Origin of the sequence: Vibrio stylophorae, from assembly GCF_921293875.1 — a bacterium.
GTDB lineage: Bacteria > Pseudomonadota > Gammaproteobacteria > Enterobacterales > Vibrionaceae > Vibrio_A > Vibrio_A stylophorae.
In genome coordinates, this window is sequence record NZ_CAKLDI010000002.1 from 534470 (window position 1) to 556133 (window position 21664).

A 21664-nucleotide genomic window follows, 5' to 3' on the forward strand; every position below is an offset into this window, starting at 1 on the left:
CAAAACAACTATAGGGGCAATTCATCTGCCACGAGCATCGGTGATGCGACAGCTTCACTACAATCGCCACCAACCCAAACCTGCTCAATTTGCTGATCGGTTTGCTCTACCGTCACCTGTAAAATAGACGGCGATTTGAGCTGCCGGCCTTGCTCAAATACAAATCGTCCTCTCAATCCACCATATTGACTAAGATATGCGCCCAATGCGCCGCAAGCGCTTCCAGTGGCGGACTCTTCATCAATCCCCACCGCCGGTGCAAAGTTACGGCACATCGCTGTAATTTGCGACTCATTAGGCGTCAAAGTGAATAGGTGAAATGCGATCATGCCATTGGCTTTGCAAAAAGCTTTAATAGCAGGTAAATCAGGCTGAATTTTTTTCAGTTGTGCCGGGGTGTGAATGGGGACCATAAGATCGGATAGACCCGTTGAAACCACTGCTAGTGGAAGGCCTGTGGCTAAAATTTGCTCCGCTTGTAAACCAAGCAGCGGCGCAATTTCATTAGCATCAAATTGCTGACCAAATTGCGGCGCAGCTTGCGCCATCACCACACCTTGCTCGGTAATTTTCACAGCCAAGTTGCCCGCTTTGGTCTCTTGCGTCCATTGGCCAAGCTCAAGGCGTCCCAATTGGAATAGCAAACTAAACGCAGCAATCGTGGCATGGCCACACAAATCCACTTCATGAGTTGGCGTAAAGAAACGGACTTTGACATCCGCGTGACTAGAACGCATGACAAATGCAGTTTCCGATAAACCTACTTCTGCCGCGATTTGTTGCATCTGTGGCTCAGTTAAACCATCAGCATCTAGTACTACACCGGCAGGATTACCGCCTCGCCCTTCCGCTTGAAAGGCATGCAGGCGATAGACTCGAATCGCTTTCAATCAACACCTCAAAATGTCATTCCTTAGACTGTATTGACAGTGCGGCAAAGCGATGGCTTAGGCAAGAGGTAGGGTGAAAATTGGCTCAATTTTCACGATGAAATCTCATTTCGATAGCAAATACTTAGATTTTGCCTTGGAATCGACGGCGGTATGCCGCTGGGGTATCCCCCACCATTCGGCGAAATGCGTGACTTAAACTGGTTGGCGAGGCAAAGCCAAAAAACGCTGCGATTTGCGCCAATGGCTGGTTGGTCTGACTCAATGCCTGCTTGACCGCCGCAATACGCTTTTGCATTACATACTGCTGCGGCGTCATCCCCATTTGCTGGCGAAAGAGGTGATGAAACTGACTTAAACTAAGCAAGCAGGCGCCGGCAAGTTGCGCGACGGTGATCGGCTGGCCGAGGTGAATCTCAATATATTGATCCAACAACGCCACATTCAATTTCCCCTGATCGGGCGCGTCCACATTGGTATGAAGATGCTGACTCAGTAACCCCACCAAGGCGTACGCGCAACTTTGTTGTAATAATGCATCCTCAGGCACCTGCGCCACTTCAAAGGTCATGGCCTGCACCAGTTGCTGCATATTGTCTGAAAGCTGAAAGTAATCTTGACCATCGAACAACTGATTTAATCGCTGCTGCATGGGGCCGCCCGATGTGACCATGGGATCTAAATTAACCACTAAAATGCGATTATCACCCAAACCACAGAATGCGTGTTCACGCTCCGATGCCAATAACACCCCTTGCCCTGGGCGCATGCAGTCGCCTTTTCCGGACAATTCAAATTCAGTCATGCCATCGAGCGCGACAACAATTTGATGGTGGCGGTGATGATGCACATTACTGGTTTCTGGCAGTGCAATCACCTGGGAGATATCAGTTAGCACAGTGATTTCTTTGGTCTTTAAGGTGCGGCTATCTTAACTCAACAAACCACAAAGGTTCTAGCAAGATTCGCAAGCCACAGATAACGGAAAGATGATCAAGCTCACTTTTTTTACGCCGTTTGTCATTTCAATTTGCCTTGATCGCACTATATTCCCTTAAAAAATAAACCAACCCATCAAGATTTAATTTTATATCATTGATTTGTTTGGTTAATTTTAAACGCCATTTCAGCCAGATTTGGCATCAAGGTGATGATCCCATGATCATGCTTTCGTGATAGTCACCGCTTAGCTTGATCATCGTTCTGTACCCATCAATGGCGAATAGACCGCGTAAAAAAGCCCATAACAGCTCAACACCAAAGCAATAACACCTCTTATTTTTCATTGAGTTATCATACTTGTACAAGATGTGATGCAATTTACCCAACTAGAAAATATGGATATTACTTTATTCTCGCGGTACGCAGCGTTATCTTCTTTGCCAGAAAGTAGGGGCTCACGTTAAAATTTTGGTCTGCTCAATTTTCAGATCATTTTCCCCATTTATGTTGTTCGCCAAAGGTCACAATCGCTGACAGCTTTGCCTCGTCAGATTTGACCTCATTGCGATATGTCACCGTTGCCTAAATCTGTTTTGGGCCAACCAAGGAAAAAAAAATGCAAGGTATTCTGTCGATTCAATCTCATGTGGTTTACGGACATGCAGGAAATAGCTCTGCGGTATTTCCCATGCAACGTATGGGCTTTGAGGTTTGGCCGATTCACACAGTCCAATTTTCAAACCATACCCAATACCCACAGGGATGGACTGGCCATGCATTTTCTGCCGATGACATTGACACCTTAGTGCAAGGCATTGACAACATTGGCCAACTGCAATCGTGCCAAGCACTGGTCACAGGCTATCAGGGTAGCGCTGAGCAATGCCAAGCCATCGAGCGCACCGTACAACGTTTAAAAGCAGCCAACCCCGCGGCGCTTTATGTGTGCGATCCAGTCATGGGCGCACCAGATAAAGGCTGCATTGTTGCACCTGGCATTGCCGAAGCGCTGATCAATACCTTGATGCCGATGGCTGATGTGATTGTGCCGAATCAATTTGAGCTTTCACAATTTGCTGAAATGCCTATTAAAACATTGGAAGATGCTGTCACCGCCTGCCAAAAGGCCATGGCTAAAGGTCCCAAAATGGTTTTGGTGAAACATCTTTACTGTCTTTCAGATAGTGAATTTTCAATGATGCTTGCAACGCCTGAAGGTTGCTACCTTGCGCAGCGACCACAATTTGACTTTGAGCGCCAGCCTGTCGGTGTTGGCGATCTAATTTCTGCACTCTTTACCGCAGGACTTGCCAAAGGGTTCTCAGCTACACAAGCCTTTGCCCACTGCCATAACGCCGTTTATGGCGTGCTAAAAGAAACCCATGACTGCAATGAATGGGAATTGCAAACCATTGCAGCGCAGCAAGAGCTCGTTCATCCAAGTGCGAGTTACGCCGTTGAAAAAATCAGTTAAGCCGCTTTCCCACGCTAAACGGAATTTTCCATATTGTGAGTATGCTTAAGCGAGAACTGTGCCAAGCACTGAGCATGTCGTTCTTACTGAAGCCATCCAAAAGCAAACTAAGCGCTCCAAGGAGCGCTTTTTTATGCACATTTTTTAAACATAAAATCTGCGCTATCTAACATTTTGCCTATGTTCAAACAGCGTAAATTGCAAATGTTGATATTCCTCACATTAGACAAGTGATATGGATATTATTTGTACAATTAATATCCAACTTTATAGCAGTATTGATATTGCACACTGTTGCTTAATTAATATTTCACCTTATAGCTAATTTGTATTTGTTGTTCGCCACGTAAAAACTGATGGTTTATTCAGCAAACACATCTTTTTTTTTGCTGACAATGGTCAAATTATCAAAATCAAATAGGCAATCTCTTTGCCTTACATGATATTCTTTGTAACTTGGTGAAATTAGGTTTCAACCTGTTTTGATTTATAAAAGCAAGGGACATATGACTCGTATAGGACTTCCAGCGCTGCTTTGGGCTGCGCTATCTTGTTTGCTAGTCAGCGGCTATGCCAGTGCAGAAGAGGCTCAAGTAGCATCACCTGCCGTTGCAACCGCGCAAAGTGCCGATCCTGTTGCCGAATTAAGCAACAAGATTGATGCAAAGCAAGAAGAGATCAAACAAGCTAATGCCGAGGATAATTCGGCACGTGAAAAACTTGCGCAATTAATGAGCGAAAAAGATCAAATTTCTGCCACCGCAGTCACCCTTGAAAAAGATCGTGATACAGCGCAGCAGCAATTAGACGCACAATTTCAGCGCATGCTTGAAGACCCAGAAGTGGATTTAAACTCTGCCAAAACTGCCTATCAAAAGGCGTGGGAAGCAGTCAAAAATAACCATATGAAAGGTCTTGAAACACAGCAGTCAATTACTGAACAACAAATGAAAGTTGAGGCATATAACCGCAACAAACAATTGCTCGGTAGTGAACTTGAGAACTTAGAAGAGTCGCTCAAAGCTGCGCGTGTGCTTCGTCTGCAAGACGAATTAAATTACACCAACACCATTGAGGTGATTCATACCATTACTTGTAATGAGAATATGACCTTGGGTGAGTGTAAGAACCAAGGTAAAACGCTCACCATGCAAAAAGCGGTCAACAACTTCCGCGAACAATTGCTCAATAGCGTGACCGAATCTCAAGTTGCTAAAGCCAACGCTGAAAATGTTGCACTGAACATCCATATGCTCAGCAGCGATATCGTTGATAGCCGCTTTAGTGGTGAAAGCCGTTTCAGCACACGTCTGAAAGCGGAAATGAAGAGTCATCCAAATCAAACTGCTGCTTGTCGTTTGCTCAATCTTGCCGACCGTTACTGTATCGACAAAAAAGCAGTACAAACCGTGCATGTTGCACAGCCAAATTCAGAGCGCTGGTTAAGCGTGACCATTCGTTCAAATCGTTTTGACGATAAAGTCACCATCAACGGTTTGAGCTATGGCAGCACCCCAATTGAAGTGATGCTGCCTGCTGGCGAACACCAAATCACCGTTGAAAAACCTGGCTTTAAACCATTTAGCCGCCAAATTGATTTAACCAAGGACACCACCTTCTGGGCTGAACTTCATGAGCAGCGCAATGTGGCAAAACCTGGCAAACAATTTAGCGATGCCCTAAAAGGGAACAGCCGCGGTCCACGCATGGTGGTGATTGGCTCTGGTAACTACAACATTGGTCCAAAAGCGGAACAAAAAGTGAAAGTGCCAGGCAGCTACTCAATCAGCTCAACCCCAGTGACCGTTAACCAGTTCAAACAGTTTGTGGATAATACGGGCTACATTACCCAAGCGGAAAAAGGGCAAGGCTGTAACGCAATCAACAATGGTGAGTCTGTAACACAGAGCAGCCAAAACTGGAAAAATCCTGGCTTTGCAGTGAAAAACAGCATGCCTGTGGTTTGTATTACCCAAAACGATGCGAAAGCTTACGCACAGTGGCTAACCAAACAAAGTGGCTATCAATACCAATTGCCAAGCGATATTCAGTGGGAAGTGGCAGCGCGCGCTGGCACCAGCACAGATTACTGGTGGGGTAATGATATTGGTGTGGGTAAAGCAAACTCAGGTTGGAGTGGTTCTATTTGGTCAAACAAGAGCCCATCGCCTGTAGCAAGCTTCCCAGCGAACCCATTTGGTCTTTATGACACCGTCGGTAACGTTTGGGAATGGACCAAAAACAGCCATCCTGTTGCCCGCGGCGGCGCATGGAGCTTCTCACCAAACCAAGCTCGTGTGGCTGAGAAACTCGAATTGGCACCGAATGAAAGTGCAAACTACGTCGGCTTCCGCGTCGTTCGTAGCATCTAATCGAAACATCCCTTGCCAAAGCGCCGCTCATGCGGCGCTTTTCTTTTATGGCAATTACTCTACACTGTGGTCTTTCTGATTTATCAGACAAAACAAGGACCCGTTCGTGCCGAACTTTTTCTCTCAGCTCAATGAAGCGCTGATCATCACCGGACCAATCTGCATTATGTTGATCGCCGGTATTATTCTCAAAAGACAACGCATTCTCGATGACGCATTCGTTGAAACCGCTTCTCGCCTTTTATTTCAATTCACACTCCCTGTATTACTTGGCCTGAGTATTCTCGGAACCGATCTCCACCAACTGAACAATGGACCACTGCTAGCCTTTGCCATCATCGCCAATACCCTGTTTTTTCTTTTTTGGCATCTGCTCTCCCCTTTATTGATTCAAAATCCCAGTGATCGCGGCGTATTTGTTCAGGGGACCTTTCGCGGTAATACAGGGATTATTGGCCTTGCCTATGTGGCTAATCTTTACGGTCAAACCGGACTCGCGCTTGGCGCACTCTATGTCGCGGTGTGCACCGTACTATTTAATATTTTGGCGACCATCACCCTCAGCCATGGTCAAAATCAGTCCAAGGGCATCTTTGCTTTTATCAAAAATATTGTGAAAAATCCGCTGATCATCGGTATTGGCGTGGGCTTGGTGATCGCATGGTTTGAATGGCAACTGCCAAAAGTACTGATTGATACAGGGGAGTATTTTGCCCGAATGACCCTACCGCTTGCGGTGCTATGTACAGGCGCATCCATTGAATTAAAGACCTTATTTCGCGGTAATTGGCAGGCTTGGGTTTCCGCTATCGTTCGTGTTGGTGTGTGTCCACTGATCTTAACTTTAAGCGCTTACGCCTTTGGCTTTCGAAAAATGGAACTCACGATTGTGTTCTTTATGTCAGGCGCACCTGCCGCAGCTGCAAGCTATGTGATGGCAAGAGCCATGGGCGGCAATGCGAAATTAGCCGCTGAGATTATTGCAATCTCGACCGTGTTGTCAGTGCTCACCACCAGCCTTGGGATGATGCTGCTCGCTATCTATGCTTAAAAACAATAAATATCGCTCGCCCTTTCAGCAGCAACAATCATAGTCACAGCCACTCATTTTCCATAAAAAAGATGACATCAATGTCATCTTTTTCCTTTTCGATTATCGCTTTGCAAATAGGCATCACATCTATCTCGGTCGATAAGCGCCGCGAAAACTACCACTTCGACTCGGAAAAGCACGCCCTTTTGGTGTTGCTGGCGTTGAATTGGGTGAATTTTCCGTTTCACCATTTTGACTATTACAGCATGCAAAATGAATATTCATGTTTTTGCTCCATGTCATATTTAATCTCTGCTTAACAACATAGGTGAAAAAACAACCACCACGCCTGATCGAGATCAAAAAACAGCCATTTGCAAACTATAATTCATCAAGATGACGACGTAATCGTGCATGACCATGCAAAAGTCATTTGCATAATTAGTTGGTTTTACCTATTGAAAGAATTGCCACAAACCTTATTGATAATCATTATCGTTTAGAGTATTTTGATAATCAGAGATTCGAATGAGGCTTTCCTATGCAACAAGCAATCAAACTACTTAAAACGCAGCGCTGGCAGCTCAAAAATAAGCGGCTCATTTTACCTATCACACTTTTTGCACTGCTGCTAACACCGCAAACCTATGCGGTCACCAAAGCCGTGCTGGCTGATGCCTTTTGGCAAGTAGCAGCCTATGTCGCGGCAACGCTGATGGCTTATCACTACATCAGTCAAAAGCTCAGCCAAAAAAGCCGCTTTAGCCAAGCTGTCTATCAAAATCCAACAGCGCAAGTCGTCTTTGCCAGTATCATGGGCGCACTACCGGGCTGTGGCGGCGCCATTATCATCGTCACCCAATTTGTTAGACGCCAAATGGGCTTTGGTTCAGTGGTTGCAGTACTCACGGCAACCATGGGTGATGCTGCATTTTTGCTGCTTGCCGCCAAACCCATGGATGGCCTCTTTATGATCGCTTTAGGTGCGGGCATCGGTATTGCATCAGGGATGATCGTCAATCGTGTTCACAAACCTGAGTTTATGATGCCCGTACAAAAGGCGGACGATCAGTCAGTCACAAGCTGCTGCAGAGGCGAAGAATGCTCTGAGCAAGGAGTACGTGCACAAGGTCAATTTTGGCGCTGGGCGATTCTGCCCGCCATTGTGATTGCGATCATGGGATCTTTCCAAATGGATACCGATGCCTTCTTCCATCTTCCAGCTGGGAGCACCGAAGTATTGGGCATGGCTTTAGCTGTACTTGCCATGGTGCTTTGGGCCGTCAGTCGCGATGTGGTGGATTATCAGTCGGCTGTCTCAGAAGATCCTAAGCAACAAACTGCACGCCTTTTCCAAAAAGTCGCGCAGGACACCAACTTTGTCGCCAGCTGGGTGATTGTAGCCTTCTTGATTTTTGAGTTAACCATCTATTTTACTGGCTGGGATCTCGCAGCGCTTTTCTCAAATTATCTGGTATTGATGCCACTCATGGGCGCTGTAATTGGCCTGCTGCCTGGCTGTGGTCCACAAATCCTTGTCACGGGTCTCTACTTACAAGGCGCAGTCCCATTTTCTGCGCAAATTGCCAATGGTATTAGTAACGACGGCGACGCACTTTTCCCTGCCATTGCACTGGCACCCAAAGCTGCGCTGGTTGCCACAGTTTACTCAATCATTCCCGCACTCATTGCCGGCTATGGTTATTTCTTGCTCTTTGAGTAAGCACGCCGCCTCAAATCAGGATGATTGCTCACAATTTGCTTTGGAATAAGATGTAACCACCGTCTGTTTTCTACGGAAAAATCACAGAAGACAGGCCGGTGGTTTTGCCTTTGATCGCTTTTCGTTAAGATAGTATGCGCTCTTTTTCAGTAGGTTACTTATTTCATCAAAACCACTGAACGGATCCAAATTCGCATGCAATGCTGCGATTGAACGCGTATATTTTGACAGTGATTTGTCACAGCACGGATAGCGTTGACGACAATGAATCAAGGCAATCCAAATCGCCTGATGGCGTCTGTTAAGGAGAAAAAATGAAACATTGGCTTCCGCTGCTTTTTGCAACTTTGGCCTTTCAAGTGCAGGCCTCACCTCAAGAGGAATCATTTGCACAGACAGTGGTCAAGATTAATAACTGCTTTGCAAAAAATAGTGCAGAGGTATGTGTGACAACGGCCATCAGCCCGCAATTCACACCAACAGCGAAAACCACTGCCAACAGTAGCGTGGTTCAACAAGTGATCTCCGACCCAGCCATGCTTGCTGAATTCAAAGCATGCTTTAGCAAAAAAGCACAAACTGTCATGAGTAATGATGAGATGCGTGTTTTGCTAGGTAACCGCTATGCCTGTAAGGTGCAGCGCTTCGATACCGGATGGCAAGTCACTCATTTCTATGATTTTTATGAGCAAAAATAATCGAATCTTTTGCTAAAAAAGCCGCATCCTGCGGCTTTTTTTATAGCCTTTTCTCGGCATTCAATCGCGCGCCGGCGCTTATTCTCGATATTTATTTAAAAAATTCCCGTCTTTTTTTCAGCGCCTGCGTCTTATCAACAAACTGCCAACGTAAATGGTGAGAACAAACCCATGCTCACCGAATTTACCTCAAACATTACGCAATAAGAATGAACACGCCATACCTTCGATTACAGATCATGTTTCACGCTCAGCTTATCTTAGCGACGCCGACTATGGCGCATTTGGGCAATCGGCGGCGCTCGAAACCTTGATTCATATAACCATGATTCATAAAGCCATGTTTATAAGAGCACGACTCATCAAGCCGTGAAGTCAAACTAGCAGCGCCATGCGCAGCCTTTGAGCACATCACAGCCATCGAAACGAGAGCCATTCCCTATGAGATTTATCTTAACAATGCGCGGCTATATGCGATTTTGTATGCACCGCTATGTCATCGCATTTATTGCGCTGCAAGTTGTCGCGCTACTCAATTTGCTACCGCCATGGTTCATTGGTCGCATTATTGATGCCATGACAACACACACGCTCACCGCTCCTTTTCTTACCGTACATCTGCTTGGCATGATTGCTGCAGCTTTGGCGATGTATGGGCTGCGCTACCTATGGAACAGCCAACTTTATGGCGCAGCGATTGAGATCGCCCGGCGAATTCGAAGCGATCTTTTTGCCCATCTCACGCGCCTCTCGCCCAGCTTTTATCAAAAATACAGCACCGGCGATTTAATGGCGCATGCGACCAATGATCTCAACGCTGTCGAACAAGCGGTGGGCAGTGGCATCATGACCCTAGTCGATTCACTAATCGCTGGCTTCACCGTCATTTTCGGGATGATTTTTCTTGTCAGCGGCAAGCTTACTGCCGTTGCTTTATTACCTTTTCCACTCCTAATTTGGGTGACCCGCCGCTATAGCGCAGCAATGCACACAAGATTTAGCCGAGCCCAGCACGCCTTTTCAAACTTAACTGAATCGGTCCGTGAAACGGTTGCTGGCATTCGAGCGGTGCGCGCCCATGGCATTGCTCAACGTCAGCACAATCACTTTCATTCAGAGCTCAACGAAACCCTCGATGCCAATACTGATGTTGCCAAAATCGACGCACTCTTTAGCCCAACCATTCAACTGATTTACGGTGCATCCTTTGTTCTTAGCCTGCTCTATGGCGCGTTCCTTATTGAATCAGGTTCACTCACCGTCGGCTTATTTACTAGCTTTACGCTCTACCTTGCGCAGTTACTCGGCCCCTTCTTGCAATTTGGATGGCAATTCAATGTCTTTCAGCGCGGCAATACCGCTTGGCTGCGGCTTAAGAAAATCTTTGCAACACAACCGGAGGTGCAACCAGGTCATCAGACACTTCGGACCAACGCCAAGTTAAACCTTGAGGTGAAAATTGATGCATTCACCTATCCCAATGCTACGCATCCAGCGCTGCAATCGGTGCAATTTCATCTACCACAAGGTGGTTTTCTTGGCCTCACTGGCCCCACAGGCAGCGGTAAAAGTACGCTTATGGCACTTTTGCTGCGCCAATATCATCTCAGCGAAGGGACATCGGATATCAAACTGGCGGGCCAGTCCATGGCACAACTGACCTTTGAAACATTACACGGAAAAATGGCTTGGGTACCGCAACAACCTCAGCTTTTTTCTGGTTCCATCGCTGACAATATCGCGCTTGGCAAACCCAATGCATCAATTCGCGAGATCACATTTGCCGCTGAGATTGCCGGTATTAAAGATGAGATCTATGCAATGAAAGCAGGTTTTCTCAGTGAAGTGATTGATGACGGCGCCAATTTTTCTGGCGGCCAAAAGCAGCGTATCGCCTTAGCGCGAGCGCTGCTTACCGACGCCGATATTTTGCTGCTCGACGATCCATTGAGTGCGCTTGATATGAAAACTGAAGCATTGGTGCGTCGTAATCTTCGTCAGTATGTTCACCATAAATCCATCATCTTGGTGACCCAACGACTGATGAACCTGCGCGATGCTGATGACATTCTGGTACTCAACCAAGGCCAAGTGATGGAACGCGGAAAACACAGTGAACTGATCGCCATGCAAGGCTGGTATGCCACCGTCTTTCAGAGGCAAACCATGGATATAAAACAACACACTGCGGCGTTGCATGATCACAAGGCAGCGTACACAGCGCCGCTGAGCCAAAAGGCATGATATGACAGATAAAACATCTAACACCGCCAAACAGTCAGCTGCTTTTGTTCGCTTATTGCGCTATACCCGCGCCCATCAAATGCATCTTGCCATGGCATTTGCTTTGTTAGCGATTGCGATCAGCGCTGAAATGGCCATTCCATGGCTTGCAAAAATCATCATCGATGATTTCATTGTGCCGCAGCATTTTGACTGGGTGCATCTGCTGTGGCTTTGCGGCGCCATGTTCGGGCTCTATGTCGTGCAATTTGGCTTCCAGTATCTACAGGGGTTTGCTTTTCGACGCAGTGCACTCTTCGTGGTCAAGGATGTACGTCACGCCCTGTTTGCCCATCTTCTCAAATTACCCATGGCTATGTTTGATCAAAATAGAACCGGCCGGTTGGTTTCTTATGTCACCCATGACACAGAAGCCCTGCGCGATCTTTTTGTGTCCACGCTGCCAACCATGATTCAAGGTAGCTTGCGGATCACGGCTATTTTTATTGCCATCGCCATACTCGACTGGCACTTGATGATGCTTACCTTACTGCTCATCCCTGTGCTGTTACTGGTGATGCAGGGCTATCGCAAACTATCCGCCCCTGTGCTCAATGGCGTGCGCATTCAATTAAGTCATATTCATCATCGCATCAGCGAATCGCTGCAAGGCATGGCATTAATTCAAGCCTTTGGACAAACGCAGCAATTCAACGAGAAATTTCGACAAAATAATGATGCTTGGTTTGCTTTTCGAACGCGCGCCATTGCCATTGATAGCTTGATGCTGTTGCCACTGACACGTTTGATTGGCGCATTGACCACCTTTGCCATCGTCGCCTGGTTTGGCGCAGCCTCGCTCAAAGCCGCGATTGAAATTGGCACGCTGTATGCTTTTTTAAACTATATCGAACGCTTCTTTGACCCCTTTCGCCAGCTCTCCATGGAGCTGCGAAAAATGCAGGTTGCCTTGGTCTCTTCAGCGCAGATTTTTGAGCTGCTCGATACCCCAGCAGAGCCCATCCATGCGCTTGTCCATGCCCAAGAACATGAACCAGAGCAACAACACAAGCAAACACCAGCCAACCATCGATTACATCAGCAAAACCTGCCTGCATTTTCCGATGCGCCTTTCGATACGCCTAAAGCAGCCATTGCGTTTCGCAACGTTCATCTGCGCTATCCAGATGGCACCTTGGCACTTGATGATGTGAGTTTTACGGTAAATCAAGGTGAGTTCACGGCAATTGTCGGTCAAAGTGGCAGCGGGAAAAGCTCAATCATCAATCTCTTGATGCGCTTTTATCCGCACCAGCAAGGCGATGTGTTACTTGAAGGGGAATCCATTGAGACACTTTCAAATAGGCAGCTCAGCCAAATGATGGGGCTTGTCTCGCAGTTGCCGCACCTATTTTCAGGAACGATCCAAGACAATATCGCGCTCTCAGATACCTGCACAGATGAGCGCGCGCAGCGGGCTGCGCAATCTATTGATGCGAGTCGTTTTATTGAGCGCTTATCGCAAGGTTACCAGCATCCGATCCATCATGGGGGCGGCGCACTCTCTATGGGAGAAAAGCAGCTTATTGCACTCGCGCGGGTTCTTGCCCATGATCCAAAGGTATATTTGTTGGATGAAGCAACTGCCCATCTTGACAGTGAAACCGAAGAGGTCGTAAAACGAGCCTTAGCCAGCATTCCACAGGGCCGAACTGTCATTGCGGTGGCTCATCGCCTCTCAACGATTCGCCACGCCCAGCAAATTTTAGTCATGGACAAGGGGAAAATTGTTCAGCGCGGAACCCATAATCAACTGGTCGCTGAGGCCGGCGCGTACCAAACGCTCTACTTAGCACAGCAAGAACAAGCACAACATCAATCTGAAAATGCACATCTGGGTTTGTTAGCCTCATGATGCATCACGATACTTTAGGTAATCCAATGACATATCACAGTTCTCCTTTGATTGATCCGCAAATCACTGATGAAGCGCTAGAGTGGGCAATCATGCATGGCGTGGCCATTAAAAATCCAGATGGCAGCGCGCGCCATTGCCCATTTAGCATTGCGCCCATGTCACTGAAACGCAGTGTCTATCAGCATTTACTCAAGGTCACGCCACTTTTGACCAAATTGATTGATGCCGTCTCTGAAGATCATGCTTTTCTTCGCACGGCATTAGGACAGATGGGACAAGCGGATCCTTTCTTTGGTCGCTTATTGCAGATGCACGCGCGCATTCATCAAGATGAGCAACACATTGCACGACGTCAGCCACTGCTGATCATGCGTACCGACTATATGGATGATCGCCAGCAAGGGGCAAAGGTGATTGAGTTTAATGGCATCGCCGCTGGTATGGGTCCATTTGGCCAGCGCGCCACTGAGCTTCATGCCTTTATGCAGCGCCAGTGGCCAAGCACTTATCAGCAATGGTTAGAATCCTCAAACGCGGCACCCGCAGAAAATCAGGCACTAACTGAATTAGCACAAGCCATCGCAACCACAGCGAAAACAATCCATGATTCCTACCAAGATAAACCTCGCTGCCAGAATCAAAAACACCAGCAAAACCAAAACCAAAACCAAGCAAAACCGACATTTTTGATGGTCGTTCAAAAAAATGAAGATAATGTCTACGATCAACACCTACTGGAAGTCGCTTTGCAAGCACAGGGAATTCGCACCGTTCGCCGCACATTTCAGCAACTTGCAAGCCAGCTTTATACAGGCGATGGGCATCGATTAATGCTTAAAAATGTGGGGCACATTGATGTGGTGTACCTGCGCGCTGGTTATCAGTTTTCCGACTATTGCGCGCCAGAACTGATGGAGCCAGAGTGCTGCGCAACCTTAAGTCAGATTCGCATTTTTATTGAGCAGCACCATGTGGCAGTCAATGCCACCGTCAGCCAACAACTGGCCACCAGCAAAACCATGCAAATGCTACTTAGCCAAATGACGCCAGAAGCGCTCACACACTGGGGATTAACGCTTGAGGAGGCAAGGCTGGTACAAAGCGTCCTTGCGCAAATGCTGCCTATCACAACAGCGCAAATTCACTGGTTTAATAGCCAAGCGAATGCACAGGATTGGGTGCTCAAAAACCAAGGAGAAGGCGGTGGTCATTGCATCTTTGGCGAGCAAATTTCTACCAAACTAGCGGCACTAAAACCGCAAGATTATGATGCATGGGCATTGATGCAGCGTTTATATCCCCATGAGCGAGAGCGTCCGACGATTGCTGTTCGCCAAGGCGAGCAAAGCCTGATTCAGGATTTGGTCAGTGAAATCGGCTTATTCTCTGTGTTTTTCAATGGTCAGCCAATGACGGAGCACAATGGATATGCCGGCTATCTGGTTCGGAGCAAACCTGCCAAAGAAAATGAAGGCGGCATTCATAGTGGCCAAGGGATCTTAGATTCCATCACACTTATTGATGCCTGATCTAAATTATCCATGGGGGCAGCATCAAACACTGACTGCTGCCGCCTTGATCTTTGAGACATCGCGATGACCATTGAAACGATTTGGGCGCAGTATCAGTCCAGTATTCAGGCTTTTTTACACAGCAAAATATCGAACCCTGCGGATGTTGAGGACTTACTACAAGAGATCCTCTTCAAAAGCTACCTTCACCTTGATGAGATTCGTGACAGCACAAAAGTAAAATCCTGGCTATTTCAAATCGCCAATCACGCCATTATTGATTTTTACCGTCGTCAGGCAAAAGGCAAAAATCTCAATACCGAGAGTCTCTGGCCTGAGCAAGAAATCGACCAAACAAGACAAGCACTGACCCGTTGCCTACAACCTTTTATTAAGGGGTTACCTGCAGAGCAAGCAGCGATGCTCACCGCCATTGAGCTTGAGGGCACCTCACAAAAAGCCTACGCCGAACAGCTCAACATCCCCTATTCCACACTGAAAACTCGGCTGCAAAAAGCAAGACAATCACTCAACACGCTCTTTCATCAATGCTGTCAATTTGAGCGCGATCAGCAAGGCACAGTGATGGATTACACGCCGCACCCAAAAGCAAGCTGCCCCGCGCATAAAAAAAGCTCTCAGTGATCTGAGAGCTTTTTCAATCAGCATCATTGCGCTGAAAATACAGGCTTTATGCCATGATTTATGGATCTGTTTTTAAACGGGCTTCGACACGTGCAAATTGCGCACTCATTGCTTCACTTGGTTTTTTATCAAGCAAACTCACACCGACAATGGCCAGCACCGCAAAGATAAATCCAGGAACAATCTCATAGAGATCAAAAATACCGCCGGTCAAAAGCTTCCACACAACCACAGTCACACCACCGACCACAATACCAGCCACTGCGCCGTTACGGGTCATGCGAGACCAGTAGAGGCTAAGCAAAATTGCCGGGCCAAATGCCGCGCCAAAACCTGCCCATGCGTAGGACACAAACTCCATCACAGATTGCTCAAGGCACATTCCCAGAGCCAAGGCGCCCAACGCGATACCGATAACCGATAAACGCCCAACCAACATCAGCTCTTTGTTGCCGGCTTGCTTACGGAACAGTTGTTTGTAGAAATCTTCAGCCAATGCAGATGAAGCCACCAATAATTGCGAATCGGCAGTACTCATTACCGCCGCTAAAATAGCAGCCAGCAAAACACCGGCCATCACAGGGTGGAACAGCGCATTCACCAACACCATAAAAATGGTTTCATGTTTGCCATCGGCAATCGCCAATTCTGCATGGTTACCGATATAAACCAGTCCAACCAAACCCACCAGCATGGCACCACACAGAGAAATACCCGTCCAGCCGACAGCAATGCGGCGCGCCGTTGTTAAGTCTTTATTTGAGCGCGAGGCTTTAAATCGCGCCAAAATATGCGGCTGACCAAAATAACCCAAACCCCAAGCAAGTGACGAGAAGATCGCCATCGCGCCCATCTCTTTGCCATTATCATTGAGGAAATTCGTCAGATCTGGGTTGATCGCATTCAGCTGCTCAGGCAGATGCATCAAATTGCCACCATCTAAGGCCACAACAGGTACGATCAAAAGCGCAGCCGCCATCATGAGACCTTGAACTAAATCGGTCCAAGCCACCGCAAGAAAGCCACCAAACAAAGTATATGAAACCACACAGAGCGCACCGACCACCATGGCGTAGCGGCCATCAATGCCAAACACGGTTTCAAATAACTTACCACCAGCCACTAAGCCACTGGCGGTATAAAATAGGAAGAAAAAGAGGATCACTACAGCCGAAACAACCTGAAGAATGCCAGATTTATCAAAAAAACGGCGAGACAAGTATTCAGGCAAGGTCAGCGCATCATACGCTTCAATACTGTAAGTGCGCAAACGCTTGGCTTGGAGTAACCAGTTGAGCCAAGTCCCGCTCAGCAAACCGAGCGCAATCCAAAAAGCACTGACACCCGAGATATAAGCCGCCCCAGGTAAACCCAGCAAGAGCCAACCACTCATATCCGAAGCACCAGCACTTAAAGCCGCCGGCCAAGGACCGAGCGTACGGCCGCCTAAGAAATAATCATTGGAGTTTTTCGTTCGCGTATATGCATAAATGCCGATGGCAAGCATTGCGAGTAGATAAACAAGGAAGGTGCCCAACGTGGCATAACTTACTTGAACTACTGATTCAGTCATGTCGATTCCTTTTTCCCATCATCCTGATGACTACACTAACCAGTTTTTCCCTGAACCATTCAAGAAAAAGAGCAGTGGATTGGCGCTGGATATTACCTGAATGACATAAGTCAGGCGACAAAAATCAGCAATTTTCTTGCTCGAAACTCTGTTTTTATTGCCTAAAACTCCTTTTGTTTACATTTTTCTAATATTTCCGTCTGTAAAATAGTCGTCGCCGCTTTCTTCAGGCAAAATACCAACATCTGTTACATTGCTTGGCTATGTCTACCGCGCCTTATGTCCTATCTATTTCGCCAACGTTTTTTGATCATGCTCCTTACCGCCATTACGCTTGGGATCCTGTTACCGTCTCTGGGTGAAGATCATGGCTGGCTTCATTTAAACCATTTTGTGCCTTGGGGCATTGCGCTCATTTTCTTTTTGCACGGTTTTCATCTTGCGCCGCAAACACTTTGGCAAGGTTTTCGCTTATGGCGTTATCATCTTTGGATTCAAACCATCACATTTGCACTGTTTCCGATACTTGGCATACTGCTTTCGCTGCTCACCCGCTTCGTCTTCAATGATGCATTACAGCTTGGCTGGCTCTATCTTGCAGTGTTGCCCGGCACCATTTCCTCCGCCGTTGCCATGACCAGCTTAGCCAAGGGCAATGTCAGCCTTGCTATCTTTAATGCATCCTTCTCCAGTCTATTGGGGATTGTGTTCACCCCGCTTTGGATGGCGCTGTTTTTTCAGCAGCAACAGGGCACACTGGATCTCAACGCCACCTTAATCAGTATTGGTCAGCAAGTGGCCTTGCCCATGCTCCTTGGGCAATTGCTGCGCCCCTTGCTACACCGCCAACTGTCACGTTTTTCATCGTGGACCAATGAGGTCGACAAAGTGGTGATTGCTTTTATCGTGCTCAACGCCTTTAGTAACGCTAGCAGTCATCAGTTATGGCAACAGCTCTCATGGCTACAAATGCTGCTCCTTGCTGGCTTTGCAACGCTTCTATTAGGACTGATGTTGGGCTTCATTTGGCAAACAGGTCGATGGTTTGGGATTCCACGTGATAACTTAATTGCGACCCTTTTTTGTGGCTCAAAGAAAAGCCTGGCCGCCGGTATTCCCATGGCCAAAGTGATCTTTGTACATCAACCGCAGCTGGGCTTGATTTTGTTGCCCATCATGCTCTATCACCAAATTCAGCTCTTTTGCTGCGCTTGGTTGGCCCAATATCTCGGCCGTCATACTGACGTCACAGGCACTGACGCCAATATGCCATCTGAGCAAAAATAGGCGGCGCTTAAACAAAGCCCGCAGACAACCGTCATATCATATTTCGTGTCCTATAATGTAGACACTGCCTTGCACTCCAAGGTGGGTGTTTCAAAGGACTCGAAATATGCGATCAACTTTTCTGCGGATCACCTTCATTGTGGTACCACTTCTGGTGATCACAATCTTTGGCTTTACGGCACTCTACTTACAAGATATCAATCAGCTTGAACATAAAATCGCCCAGCGAGAAAAAGGGCTGCATCAATCGGCATTACACATCACCCGTTTAAAGTTCTCGCCGATATTGTGGGATTTAAAATATTTAACCCAACAAATTGGTCATATGGATCTCGGCTCGCTCGATTCGCAAGCCCACGAAGATTTAGAACAAATGCTGATCCGCCTTGGCAATGCAAACCAGCTGTATGACCAAATGCGGTTACTCAATGATCAAGGCCAAGAGATCGTCCGTATCAATTTCGAAGGGCCACAAGCGCACGTGGTGCCCAAACATCTATTGCAAGATAAAGGGGATCGCTATTATGTTCAGCAAGCACTCAGTGCGCCCATTGGCGCCTTTTTTACCTCGCAATTTGATCTCAATATGGAGCAAGGGGCTGTCGAACTACCGCTCAATCCAACCCTTCGATTTGTCTCTCATGTTTTAGATCAAAGCAGCGGTCATAGCTGGCTCATTGTGCTTAATTATCGCGGTGAAGATTATCTGAACGAACTGCGCCAACTGCCGGATTGGGGGCTGAGTGAAACCTGGCTAGTCAACAATGAAGGGCAATGGCTTTTAGGGCCTAGTAGCAATCAGGAGTGGCTATTTAGCCTAGCACCCAAAGAACAAGATTTTCGCGATCACTATGCCAATATTTGGCAACAAATTCAGCAAGGCCATGACGGACAAATCATTCAAGATGGCCACCTCTATACTTTTTCACGCTTTTATTCTGGGCAACATTTCAATCACACCCAACAGATTCGCCTGCCATTCCAAGGGACAGATTTACCTTGGACGGTCATATCTCGGGTTAACTTAGATGCGGCGATTACCCAAACCTATTTTAACGATGGCCGTTTACCTTGGTTAATTGCCGTTGGCTTAGTGATTTTATTGCTGATTGCGGGTTGCGCTATTTTTGCTTGGAATTTTGCACAAAAACTCAATGTTGAGCGCCAGCTGCGCCAACGTATTCATCTCGACGCCAATCGTCTTGAATCTCTGATGATGCATGCCCCTGAAGGGATCATTACCATTGACTTACAAGATCAAATTCAAGCTATGAATGAAGCGGCCGCGACTATTTTTCAGGTACGTAGCGGCCAACTGATTGGTCGCAAACTTAATAATCTCTTTTTTCAAGGTCAAACTTGTCCCGCAATCATTGCTTTAATCGAACGCTGTCGCCAACAAAGCTACCACGTCAACGTAGAGCCAGTGCAATGCCAACTCACACTCCCCAATCAGCAGCAGCTATGGATTGAATTAGTTGCCAGCCTTACCCAAAGCCATAAGCTCAACCAGCAAGAAGTGGTCATTCATCTACGAGATGTCACCGAGAGACATAAGCAAGCGCAACGCATGGACAATCTTGCCCGCGCGCTGGAACAAAGCGCAGATTCAGTCATGATCACCAATCAGCTGGGTTGCATTGAATATGTCAATCAAGCCTTTGAAAAAACCACAGGCTTTTGCGCGCAAGAGGTACTTGGATCGCAATCACTGCTGCTATTTCCAAACGCACTTGAAAATGAAGTTGGGCTTCGACGCATGCAGTCTCAACTGAAAGCGGGTCAGAGCGTACAAAAGGTCTTTTCCAATCGGCATAAAAATGGCAAAGCATATTACGAGGAGCGTACAGTTTCCCCCATTCGAAATACACAAGGTGAAATTACCCACTATATCTCCACCAGCAAAGATATTACCCAGCGCATTCATGATGAGGAAAAACTGCATAAACTGGCCCATTATGACCAGCTCACAGAGCTACCCAACCGCCACCTTTTCCATGAACGGTTAGAGCAAGCATTAAAGCAGGCCAAACGCAGTGACAGTCAAATTGCTATTTTGTTTTTAGACTTGGATCTATTTAAACAAATCAACGACTCTTTAGGACATGAAGTAGGTGATTGCGTACTAAGTGAATTTTCAAAGCGGCTACGTAACACCGCTCGCAATCATGACACTTTAGCGCGCCTTGGCGGCGATGAATTTGCCTTTTTAGTCGCAGAACAAGCCAGCGTGGATACCATGACCAAATTGGCGCACCGTATTTTGAATCAGTTTAATGATCCGATAACCGTACATGAGCATGAACTATTTATCTCCGCTAGCATTGGCATCGCTCTCTACCCCAATGATGGTGAAACCAGTTCCATACTACTAAAGAATGCAGACATCGCCATGTACCGCTCAAAAGAAGCGGGCCGTAAACGTTATGCCTTTTATACCCAAGATATGAATGCGCATAGTGAGTATTTACTGCAGCTAGAGACCAAGCTTCGCCAATCCATTGGTGGGCCACAATTTATGCTCTACTACCAGCCCAAGGTGAATACCTCGGGGGATTTAGTTGGCGCAGAAGCACTGCTTCGCTGGCACGATGAAAGCGGCCAGTTCTATTCCCCCGCCGAGGTGATCCCCTGCATGGAGCAAACCGGATTAATCATTGAGCAAGGCGAAATATTAATTCGCCAAGCCTGTCGCCAACTCGCGCGTTGGCAAAATCAAGGACTCGCCATTCAAATTGCCATAAACATTTCTGCCAAGCAGTTACTGCACTCCAATTTACATGAAACCGTCAGCGCAGCCATTGCAGATACGGGCTGCGACCCGCAGTTGCTAGAGCTTGAAATCACCGAGAGCGTGATCATGTCAGATGTGGAGCTTGCCCTGACTCGCATGAAAAAATTACGCGCCATTGGCGTCCATTTAGCCATTGATGATTTTGGCACAGGCTACTCTTCTCTTGCCTATTTACGTCGCTTCCCTATCAATGTACTGAAAATCGATCAAGAATTCGTCAAAGGCCTGCCCGAGCAAAAAGACAATGTGGTGATCACCCAAGTGATTATTGATTTGGCCCATCATCTCAATCTGGCAGTGGTCGCTGAAGGCGTAGAGACGCAAGCACAAGCAGATTTCTTACAGCAAGCCAATGTTGAGCAGATGCAAGGTTATTTGTTTGGTAAGCCCATGTCTGTGGCGGAGTTTGAACAAACCTATGCTGCTCATGGTCAAAATATATCCATGCCACAAGCGTCGCCTCAATCCTCAACCAGCAAAAAGCAAGGAGATGTGAATTCGCTCAAGACGTTGGCCCCTTAAGTAATTTGATTCAATCATTTTATTTACGCTGTGAAAAAATACACAAATTGCGATTTTGC

At 47.0% G+C, this 21664-nt stretch carries 14 protein-coding genes; 11 read left to right on the forward strand and 3 right to left on the reverse strand.

Annotation, left to right across the window (positions count from 1 at the left end; all coding sequences use genetic code 11):
- Positions 1-8: 8 nt before the first annotated feature.
- Both L9P36_RS16075 and L9P36_RS16080 read right to left on the reverse strand, forming a co-directional pair.
- A complete protein-coding gene (locus L9P36_RS16075) occupies positions 9-890 on the reverse strand; it encodes a PhzF family phenazine biosynthesis protein (protein WP_237468637.1) in 882 nt (293 codons plus the stop codon).
- 124 nt (positions 891-1014) lie between these two features.
- Positions 1015-1788 carry a helix-turn-helix domain-containing protein gene (locus L9P36_RS16080; protein ID WP_237468638.1) on the reverse strand — a complete coding sequence of 258 codons (774 nt, stop codon included), beginning with the start codon at positions 1786-1788 and terminating at the stop codon, positions 1015-1017.
- Between the two features lie 660 nt (positions 1789-2448).
- Here L9P36_RS16080 and pdxY point away from each other — a divergent pair.
- The 9 genes from pdxY (at position 2449) to sigZ (ending at position 15429) form a co-directional block, all read left to right on the forward strand.
- Positions 2449-3306: a pyridoxal kinase PdxY gene (gene pdxY / locus L9P36_RS16085; protein ID WP_237468639.1), complete on the forward strand. Its 858-nt coding sequence runs from the start codon at positions 2449-2451 to the stop codon at positions 3304-3306.
- A 506-nt stretch (positions 3307-3812) separates the two neighbouring features.
- Complete coding sequence (locus tag L9P36_RS16090; protein WP_237468640.1) at positions 3813-5678, forward strand: SUMF1/EgtB/PvdO family nonheme iron enzyme; 1866 nt, start codon at positions 3813-3815, stop codon at positions 5676-5678.
- A 106-nt stretch (positions 5679-5784) separates the two neighbouring features.
- A complete protein-coding gene (locus L9P36_RS16095) occupies positions 5785-6729 on the forward strand; it encodes an AEC family transporter (protein ID WP_237468641.1) in 945 nt (314 codons plus the stop codon).
- A 523-nt stretch (positions 6730-7252) separates the two neighbouring features.
- Complete coding sequence (locus L9P36_RS16100; RefSeq protein WP_237468642.1) at positions 7253-8434, forward strand: putative manganese transporter; 1182 nt, start codon at positions 7253-7255, stop codon at positions 8432-8434.
- A 314-nt stretch (positions 8435-8748) separates the two neighbouring features.
- Positions 8749-9132: a hypothetical protein gene (locus tag L9P36_RS16105; RefSeq protein ID WP_237468643.1), complete on the forward strand. Its 384-nt coding sequence runs from the start codon at positions 8749-8751 to the stop codon at positions 9130-9132.
- Positions 9133-9573: 441 nt separating this feature from the next.
- Positions 9574-11376: an ABC transporter ATP-binding protein gene (locus L9P36_RS16110; RefSeq protein WP_237468644.1), complete on the forward strand. Its 1803-nt coding sequence runs from the start codon at positions 9574-9576 to the stop codon at positions 11374-11376.
- A 1-nt stretch (position 11377) separates the two neighbouring features.
- Positions 11378-13270 (forward strand): ABC transporter ATP-binding protein, encoded by a 1893-nt coding sequence (locus L9P36_RS16115; protein ID WP_237468645.1) that lies wholly within the window; start codon positions 11378-11380, stop codon positions 13268-13270.
- 26 nt (positions 13271-13296) lie between these two features.
- Positions 13297-14802, forward strand: a complete 1506-nt coding sequence (locus tag L9P36_RS16120; RefSeq protein ID WP_237468646.1) for a glutathione synthase — start codon at positions 13297-13299, stop codon at positions 14800-14802.
- 66 nt (positions 14803-14868) lie between these two features.
- Positions 14869-15429: an RNA polymerase sigma factor SigZ gene (sigZ, locus tag L9P36_RS16125; protein WP_237468647.1), complete on the forward strand. Its 561-nt coding sequence runs from the start codon at positions 14869-14871 to the stop codon at positions 15427-15429.
- 58 nt (positions 15430-15487) lie between these two features.
- Here the strand turns inward: sigZ and putP are convergent, their stop codons facing one another.
- Positions 15488-17002: a sodium/proline symporter PutP gene (gene putP, locus L9P36_RS16130; RefSeq protein ID WP_237468648.1), complete on the reverse strand. Its 1515-nt coding sequence runs from the start codon at positions 17000-17002 to the stop codon at positions 15488-15490.
- 279 nt (positions 17003-17281) lie between these two features.
- Here putP and L9P36_RS16135 point away from each other — a divergent pair, with 279 nt between their 5' ends.
- Both L9P36_RS16135 and L9P36_RS16140 read left to right on the forward strand, forming a co-directional pair.
- The gene (locus L9P36_RS16135; protein WP_237468649.1) at positions 17282-18289 is read left to right on the forward strand and encodes a bile acid:sodium symporter family protein; all 1008 of its coding nucleotides are present in this window, start codon (positions 17282-17284) and stop codon (positions 18287-18289) included.
- Positions 18290-18395: 106 nt separating this feature from the next.
- Positions 18396-21605 carry a putative bifunctional diguanylate cyclase/phosphodiesterase gene (locus tag L9P36_RS16140; protein ID WP_237468650.1) on the forward strand — a complete coding sequence of 1070 codons (3210 nt, stop codon included), beginning with the start codon at positions 18396-18398 and terminating at the stop codon, positions 21603-21605.
- The last annotated feature ends 59 nt before the right edge of the window (positions 21606-21664 follow it).